The organism is Hymenobacter crusticola (assembly GCF_002154225.1).
In the GTDB taxonomy this organism is placed as follows: domain Bacteria; phylum Bacteroidota; class Bacteroidia; order Cytophagales; family Hymenobacteraceae; genus Hymenobacter; species Hymenobacter crusticola.
Map to the genome: position 1 here is coordinate 1 of NZ_MTSE01000067.1, position 5,712 is coordinate 5,712.

The 5,712-nt window shown below is 58.6% G+C and carries 5 protein-coding genes; 3 read left to right on the plus strand and 2 right to left on the minus strand.

Going from position 1 to position 5,712, the window contains the following annotated elements:
- Positions 1 to 108: 108 nt before the first annotated feature.
- Positions 109 to 390 carry a hypothetical protein gene (locus BXP70_RS28580; RefSeq protein WP_143436778.1) on the minus strand — a complete coding sequence of 94 codons (282 nt, stop codon included), beginning with the start codon at positions 388 to 390 and terminating at the stop codon, positions 109 to 111.
- Between the two features lie 1,241 nt (positions 391 to 1,631).
- Between BXP70_RS28580 and BXP70_RS28585 the strand changes: the two genes are divergently transcribed.
- The 3 genes from BXP70_RS28585 (at position 1,632) to BXP70_RS28595 (ending at position 5,144) form a co-directional block, all read left to right on the plus strand.
- Positions 1,632 to 2,039: a hypothetical protein gene (locus BXP70_RS28585; protein WP_086597537.1), complete on the plus strand. Its 408-nt coding sequence runs from the start codon at positions 1,632 to 1,634 to the stop codon at positions 2,037 to 2,039.
- A gap of 154 nt (positions 2,040 to 2,193) precedes the next feature.
- A complete protein-coding gene (locus BXP70_RS28590; RefSeq protein ID WP_086597538.1) occupies positions 2,194 to 4,683 on the plus strand; it encodes a PAS domain-containing sensor histidine kinase in 2,490 nt (829 codons plus the stop codon).
- A 35-nt stretch (positions 4,684 to 4,718) separates the two neighbouring features.
- Complete coding sequence (locus BXP70_RS28595) at positions 4,719 to 5,144, plus strand: response regulator (RefSeq protein ID WP_086597539.1); 426 nt, start codon at positions 4,719 to 4,721, stop codon at positions 5,142 to 5,144.
- A 110-nt stretch (positions 5,145 to 5,254) separates the two neighbouring features.
- Here the strand turns inward: BXP70_RS28595 and BXP70_RS28600 are convergent, their stop codons facing one another.
- The gene (locus BXP70_RS28600; RefSeq protein ID WP_086597540.1) at positions 5,255 to 5,509 is read right to left on the minus strand and encodes a hypothetical protein; all 255 of its coding nucleotides are present in this window, start codon (positions 5,507 to 5,509) and stop codon (positions 5,255 to 5,257) included.
- Between the last annotated feature and the right edge of the window lie 203 nt (positions 5,510 to 5,712).

Sequence of the window (5,712 nt, forward strand, 5' to 3'; positions counted from 1 at the left end):
CCATAGAAGGCAAGCGCTAGGCGTAGTAGCACTAAACAATTACCACGCAGGGGCAGCCACTAGCGTACTGGCCACGCCGCGGACCGCTACAGCTGGTGGGGGCGCAGCTTATTGGCCGAAGAGCTGTTGAAACAGGGCGCGCGTGTCCCGGGCAATCTCCTCGGGCAAGTGCGGGTGCAGACTCAAACGCACCGGCGTCTTCGTGCATTGCAGCACCAGGTTCTCGGCCAGCGTGGACGGCTGGGGCTCGCTCCACGAGCTCCGCCGCGACAGGGTACTGGTAAAGTACATGTCGTACTTTACCTCGAGCGCGGCGACACCGTGCCAGAAGGCGGTGAGTTGTGCCGCGACGTCGGCGGGGTACGGGGGTGGGGAGAGGCGGTGGCGCATAGCGAGCAAGAAGAAAACGAACGAGTCGCCGCCCAGGCAGGCAGCAACCTAGCTAGTACTGACAGGGGTGCTAAAACGTTATAGCAACGGAAGATATAAAAGGGCCGCCAGCTTTCCGCTCCTGCTCCTCAGCGGGTATCCTCTTCTCGCCGAGGTTCTCTCAGTAGGCAACTGCCTACACATCTCTCCTGGACTTCCACCCAGAAAAGCCCTGCTCATTTTTGCTTGGCCATCAATAGAAGCAAAGCTACCAGCGCCTGTCTTTGTAGCCACCCGCCGTTTGGTGAACGCATCCGTCTGGCAAAAGCTTATACAACCAGTTACCTACTACGATGTAACTGTATTGCTGAGACTTACCATGCGCACTTTCTACTCTTATACTCGGGGCATTGGCGTCGTTGACGCGTATCACTCCCACGCTGAGTGCCAGATTGGACAAAGTGTTTACCTGGCTGATCGGTTGCCTGGTTATCCTAGAGGATGGCCGGAGTGCCTCTTTTGCGTGCTGCATCACACGCCCCTGGTGCTCACGCGTCTCGACTTGCTTCTAGCCGAATTTCGACTTGCTCAATCGTTAGATCTCCCTTCACAAATTGCGCCAGCAACTCGTGTTCAAAAGCCGTAGGCGCTAGCGGAGTATTGTGCGTCAGATTAATCGCTACGGTGACCAAATAACGGCGCCCTTGCTCTGAATCTAGAAGAGACGGTTGATCACTCATAAGCTGTAAACTCAGTATGATGGATTTAACGCAGGGAGTGAGCCTAGGAACTTTATCAGTACAATCTTTACGTAATATTACGGAGTATTATCCAGATAAATACTTATGGCTCTGCGCATTTGCTTGAAGCCTGTTGGCCTGCTAGAGGTTAGTTAGGTTAGGGCCCCGGAAAAGCTGGCGCGACCAAAACCAGTACTCGGGGTGGCGGCCGAACGGTAGCAATGACCCGCAGGTCTTCTATTGACAGTAATAGTCTATCCATAGACTAGTGGCCTGTGACCTTGATGTACAAGCGCGCATCATTCACCGCCGAGCTAGCCCGCTGCTGTGCGCCTAAGGCCCAACTGCTGCTTCGGCAGTCAATTCTCGTTGCAGCGCTTGAGGCAGGCCACTTCCCTAGTAGGATGTGACGGGTTGTTATCGTGCTTGTCCGTATTACTAGCCGCGATTAGCGGAGCAGTCCGTAGAAATCGCGTAATTTTCCCGTGTAACTACCCGTGCCTCGTTTGCAGTAAGCAAGAGATGATGTTACTCTTATTTCGGTGCCCGGTTTTTTCCCTGTACCACGATTCTGACAACCGCTGGCTCTTGGCCCAGTGGACGGGTCTGCAGGATAGCGAGGCCTCGCTGGCAGCCTGCGCCGTTATTGTGCAGCACACGCGTGAAATCTCGGTCACCAAGCTGCTGTGTGATAGTAGCCAAGCCATTGACGGGTGGAGTGAAATCAGCGAGTGGGCCAGCACCAACTACTTACCCCGTCTCGCGGACCTAGGCATCTGCATGATCGCTTGGATCAATGCCCGGGACTGGCAAACTACTGAGATTATCACTGCTTTCGTGGAACACTCGCACAAGCCGTACATTGCCACCTTTGCGGAAGGGGCCACGGCTTACGAGTGGCTACGCAATACCCACTTTATTTGTCCCTAACGCGGTGTTGGTGACCGGAAATGTGAGCGTCATGTACTGGTAGCGTCGTCACTACCACAGGCACCCTACTAAGGGGCAAAGATTTTAACTCAAGGCCATGGTGATCGCCAACTAGAAGGGCGTACCTTGGTCGCTGTCCGCCTTCCCCCTCCTTATGCTTACTCCCGCCGCTTCAGCTCTGCTTCCCGGCGACGGGAATTTTGATTACCTCTTGCACCACGTGCTGGACGTCTCGCTCACCGGCATTCAGTTGCTGCGCCCGGTCTACGCCCCGGAGGAGCAGACCCCGGTGGACTTCGCCTTCGTCTATACCAACCCCGCCGGACTACGCATCTCCCGCGTCACAGAGCCCCTGCGCGGCACCATACTCGAACACTTTCCCCATACCCACGCGGCCGGCGTGCTGGCCTACTACCAGCGGGCCTTCGCCACCAATGAGCCGCTGGCCTACGAGGTGAACTACCAAGCCGACGGGCTCGACAACTACCTGCGCTTTCAGGCCCGGCGCAGCGGCGAGCACCTACTGGTCAGCTTCACCGACACCAGCGACCAGCCCCGCTCGGCCGTGGAAGAGGCCCTGCGTGCCAGCCAGCAGAGCGAGCAGCTAGCCCGGGCTGAGGCCGAAGCGCAGCAGGCCAACCTGACGCGAATCTTCCAGCAAGCCCCCGCTGCCATCTGCGTGCTTGATGGCCCGGAGTTGACGTTTGCGCTGGTTAACCCGCTGCACCAGCGCCTGTTTCCCGGACGCGTGTTGCTCGGCCGGCCCCTGCGCGAGGCCATGCCCGATTTATGGAACCACGAAGGGGGACGTATCCTACGCCAGGTCTACGCGACGGGAGTAGCGCACGAAAGCCCCGAAATCATGGTTCCCATGAGCCGGGTAGAAAACGGGCCGGTGGAAGACATTTATTTTCGCAACGTCAGCCAGCCCCGCTTTAATGCCCACGGGCAGGTAGACGGGGTGCTGCTGTTCACGTTCGATTCCACCGAGCAGGTACGCGCCCGCCAGCAGGTCGAGCAGCTCAACCAGGAACTGGAAACCCGCGCGCAGGCGCGCACCCACGAAACCCTGGCCCTACAAGCCGAGCTGCTGGCCGCCGCCCAGCGGCAGGTACAGACGCGCGAGGCCGTTTATCAGGTGTTCGAGCAAACCACGGTGGCCGTGGCCCTGCTGCGCGGCCCCCACCACCGCTATGAGTACGTCAATTCCGCGTACCGGAGCTTTGCGCCCCACCGCCGGCTCGTGGGAGGCACCATTGCGGAAGAATTGCCCGAACTCAATGCCCAAGGCTTCGGCGCCCTCCTGGATCACGTCTACCAGACGGGCGAAACCTACGTTGGCGTGGAACTGCCCTTTACGCCGGACCCGCGGCTGGGCGAGGCCCCTCCCACGTCGTACTTTAACTTTACGTACCAAGCCTACTATGAGGCGGGCCAGATGATAGGAGTCACCATCATTGCCCTCGATGTGACGGAGCAGGTGCTGGCCCGGCGCGAGCGGGAAGCGCGTCAAGGGGAGCTGCAACGCATTTTCCAGCAGGCGCCGGTCGCCATTGCCGTCTTTCGCGGCCCTACCCACATGATTGAACTGGCCAACGAGCGGCAGCTCGCCATTTGGGACAAAACGCGGGAACAGGCGTTGGGCAAAGGACTTTTTGAGCTGTTGCCCGAAGTGGAAGGCCAGGGCTTTAAGCAGATTATGGCTGGCGTCCTGGCCACCGGCCAGCCCTACATGGGCGTGGATGCACCAGCCCGCTTTACGCGCCACGGTGTGACGGAAGAGATTTTTGTGAGCTTCGTGCACCAGCCCCTGCGCGAGGCCGACGGCCATATCAGCGGGATCGTGGCCGTCATCACTGATACCACCGAGCAGGTGCGAACGCGCCAGCAGGTGCAGGCGCTCAACGCGGAACTCCTCGCCATCAACGAGGAGCTACACGAGAGCAACACCCAACTCACGCGCACCAACATCGACTTGGACAATTTCATCTATACGGCCAGCCACGACCTGAAAGCCCCGATCACCAACATTGAGGGCCTGCTGCTGGCCCTGGAGCACGAGCTACCCGCCGCTGGGCGTACCGGCGACGTGTCCCAGATGCTCACGATGATGCAGGAGGCGGTCGAGCGCTTCCGCCGCACCATCACCCACCTCACCGACCTGAGCCGCCTGCAAAAGGAGCACAACCCTGACAGCAACGCCGTGGCCCTGGCTCCCGTAGTCGACGCGGTGCGCCTCGATTTGACGCCGCTGCTGGCCCACACCCACGGCCAGCTGACGGTGACCATCTCCGAAAGCCTGACCGTGACGTTTGCCGAGAAGAACCTACGCTCAGTAGTCTACAACCTGCTCAGCAACGCCTTCAAGTATCACCATCCTGACCGCTTGCCCGACGTGCACCTACGCAGCTGGCTGGCCGACGACTACGTCGTATTGGAAGTGCAGGACAACGGCCTGGGACTGGACTTGGCGCAGGGCCAGGAGCGACTGTTTGCCATGTTTCAGCGCCTGCACACCCATGTCGAAGGCACGGGCGTCGGCCTGTACATGGTCAAGCGCATCGTGGAAAACGCGGGGGGCCGTATTGAGGTGAGCAGCCAGTTAGGACAGGGCTCCACCTTCCGGGTTTATTTCCCGCGCTAACCCGGCCAATGACCGTTTCTGATCGTATAGTGCTGATGCCTAAAATTCCCTGCGTGCTGTTGGTCGATGACGATCCCACTACCAATTTTCTTAATAAAAAGCTTCTACTACGCCTCGACGTCACGGATAATATCCGCGTAGCCCGCAATGGGCAGGAAGCCCTTTATGCGATGCGCGAGCACTGCCAACAGCAGCCGCAGGATTGCCCGGTACTGGTTTTTCTGGACATTAACATGCCGGTGATGACTGGCATTCAGTTCCTGGAGGCCTACCAGCAGCTGCCCGTCCAGGAACAGCAGGCCGTGGTGGTCGTGATGCTCACGACTTCGGTGAGTCCCCGCGACCAACAGTTGATCCAGGAACTGCCCATTGCCGACTACCTGGATAAACCCCTCACCCAAGAAAAGGTACAGGCTGTACTGCAACAGCACTTTGGCGAAGAGCTTCGTGCAGAACGATAGTAGGGATTCCCATTAGCCCGTCGGTTGACCGGGGCACTGGTTCAGGTGCTCGTCTGGACTAGTAAACGTCCCTCCTCGTTGAGCAGAGCATTTCTTGCCTACGGGAGCAGCTAACGAATCGTATCCAAGGCTCGCAGCAGCACGCTCAGAATTTGGTGCTGGCCCACGCGGTGTACTTCCTCGGGGTGCGCTTGCAGGTAGGCCGCGCACAAGGCTTGCCCATACTCCAGTGCCCCTTGATGGTGTAAGCGCTTCCGGTCGAGCACCACGGACCACCACTGCTTTTGCAGGTGGTAGGTGGGACTCAACCACAAGTGGTCCTTCTCTACAAAGGCAAACAAGATATCGCCGAGCGCAGCATGCATTCCCCAAGATAAAAATATCTTCTTAATAAACTAAGCAGCAATGCCTTAGCGCCTAGGATTGAGCCCTAGCGTCCTGCATTCGGGCGACGTGCTACCGCCGCCAGTGCGCATTACGTAGGCTGCAACAGTCACAGTAAGCCGGTGAGCCCGGCGCTCCCGCATAGGCATTGATGCAGCGCCTTGTAGTGCGTAATATGAGTAGA

What these genes read in the sequence shown, in the direction of transcription:
- BXP70_RS28580 (WP_143436778.1), bottom strand. Translation starts at nt 390, where the DNA reads ATGCGCCACCGCCTCTCCCCACCCCCGTACCCCGCCGACGTCGCGGCA.
- BXP70_RS28585 (WP_086597537.1), top strand. Translation starts at nt 1,632, where the DNA reads ATGATGTTACTCTTATTTCGGTGCCCGGTTTTTTCCCTGTACCACGAT.
- BXP70_RS28590 (WP_086597538.1), top strand. Translation starts at nt 2,194, where the DNA reads ATGCTTACTCCCGCCGCTTCAGCTCTGCTTCCCGGCGACGGGAATTTT.
- BXP70_RS28595 (WP_086597539.1), top strand. Translation starts at nt 4,719, where the DNA reads ATGCCTAAAATTCCCTGCGTGCTGTTGGTCGATGACGATCCCACTACC.
- BXP70_RS28600 (WP_086597540.1), bottom strand. Translation starts at nt 5,509, where the DNA reads ATGCATGCTGCGCTCGGCGATATCTTGTTTGCCTTTGTAGAGAAGGAC.